The organism is Pseudomonas sp. K8 (assembly GCF_014889455.1).
Lineage (GTDB): Bacteria > Pseudomonadota > Gammaproteobacteria > Pseudomonadales > Pseudomonadaceae > Aquipseudomonas > Aquipseudomonas veronii.
This window is the reverse complement of record NZ_VJWO01000122.1, coordinates 1-1,026: the sequence shown is the minus strand read 5'-3', so window position 1 is coordinate 1,026 and position 1,026 is coordinate 1. Positions and strand designations below refer to the sequence as shown.

The following is a 1,026-nucleotide window of genomic DNA, read 5'->3' as shown; positions in this document are numbered from 1 at the left end:
GGCCAGCAGCGCGCGCGCGGCGCGCTGGATGCGCAGCTCGCGCTTGAGCGGCCGGCCCAGCACCTGCCGGCACCGCCGGTGGAACTGCGCCGAGGACAGGCCATAGCGCTGGGCCAGTGCGGCCACGGTGTTGTCGCCGCCTTCGTCCAGCAGGAAACGCATCAGGCCGTAGCTTTCGCTGCGCGCCAGGTGCCGCAGCAGCTGGGCGGCTTGGCTGTCCTCGGGCTGCCCGGCACCGCGCGCCAGCTGGTCGATCAGCCACGCGGCCGCCACATCCGGATCTTCCAGCGCGGCCGGTACCACCCAGCACAGCGGCTGCGGCTCACCGGCCGGGCGCAGCCCGTTGCTGGCGTGGTCGAAATGGGCCAGCGCCCGCCCCATGGCACTGCCGGCCAGCGTGAGGGTGTCCAGCCCGGTGTTGCGCGGCAGCGGCACGCCGGCCAGCAGCAGGCGGTCACCGGGAGCGAGCGGGATGGCCTGCCCACCGACGGTGAGGTCGATAGGGCCCTGCCCTGCATTGACGATGACGTGCATCCGACCACTCCCGTTCAGGCATTTGCCGAGGCGGCACGCGATCTGCGGCCCTGCTCGATGAGGGCTGCATGTTGGAGACGGCAGGGGGGCAACGCTCTACAAGAAGTTAGAAAGCCAGCGCGAGTTGCGGTATTTGTATCGCCCCCACCCAGACGGTTGCGCGGATGCGCCACCAGGAATCGATCCCATGACACCCCTGCTTGGCATCCACCATGTCGCCCTGATCTGTGCCGATTACGACCGTTCGCGCGACTTCTACGTCCGCGTGCTCGGCTTGACGGTCAAGGCCGAGCACCACCGCGCCGCGCGCGATTCGTGGAAGCTCGACCTGGCCCTGCCCGACGGCGGCCAACTGGAGCTGTTCTCGTTCCCTTCGCCGCCGCCCCGGCCCAGCCGCCCGGAAGCGCAGGGCCTGCGCCACCTGGCGTTCCGGGTAGCCACCCTGGAGCCGATGATCGAACGCCTGGCGGCCGAAGGCGTGCCCTGCGAGCC

Annotated in this window: 1 protein-coding gene and 1 pseudogene; one reads left to right on the top strand and one right to left on the bottom strand. The window is 70.7% G+C overall.

Translation table 11 applies throughout. The features are described from left to right. A pseudogene (locus INT12_RS31795) lies at window positions 1-534 on the bottom strand (hypothetical protein); the annotation flags it as partial. A gap of 187 nt (window positions 535-721) precedes the next feature. On the opposite strand from INT12_RS31795, the gene INT12_RS30475 reads away from it, so the two are divergent. Further along, on the top strand, window positions 722-1,026 hold a 305-nt coding region (locus INT12_RS30475; RefSeq protein WP_193059177.1), incomplete at its 3' end, for a VOC family protein.